The organism is Phaeodactylibacter luteus (assembly GCF_007993045.1).
Lineage (GTDB): Bacteria > Bacteroidota > Bacteroidia > Chitinophagales > Saprospiraceae > Phaeodactylibacter > Phaeodactylibacter luteus.
Map to the genome: position 1 here is coordinate 1 of NZ_VOOR01000266.1, position 272 is coordinate 272.

The window sequence follows — 272 nt, forward strand, 5'->3', positions numbered from 1 at the left end:
GCCTTTCGGGCGGCCAGCTCTTTGAGCTGCTGCCAGGTGCGCCCCCCGCCCGCATCGACTTCCCGATGGTATATGCCTTCCTTTAGCCGGATTACGAAGTATAAGCCGCTATCAGACAAGTACTTGAACCACTCTTCGCCGACATATTCCCGGTCTGCAAGCAAGACCATGCCAGCCATTTGGTACTGCTTCATCGCCCTGCGGAGCATGCCCATGCGCTCTTCCTGTGAGGAATGCCCCGCCTTGCACAGGTCTTCCCACCACACCGGGAT

General features: G+C 58.5%; 1 protein-coding gene. It reads right to left on the reverse strand.

Annotated elements, in window-relative coordinates; genetic code table 11:
- Positions 1-272, reverse strand: a 272-nt coding sequence (locus tag FRY97_RS22190) for a transposase (protein ID WP_147169795.1), incomplete at both ends; no start/stop codon positions are given.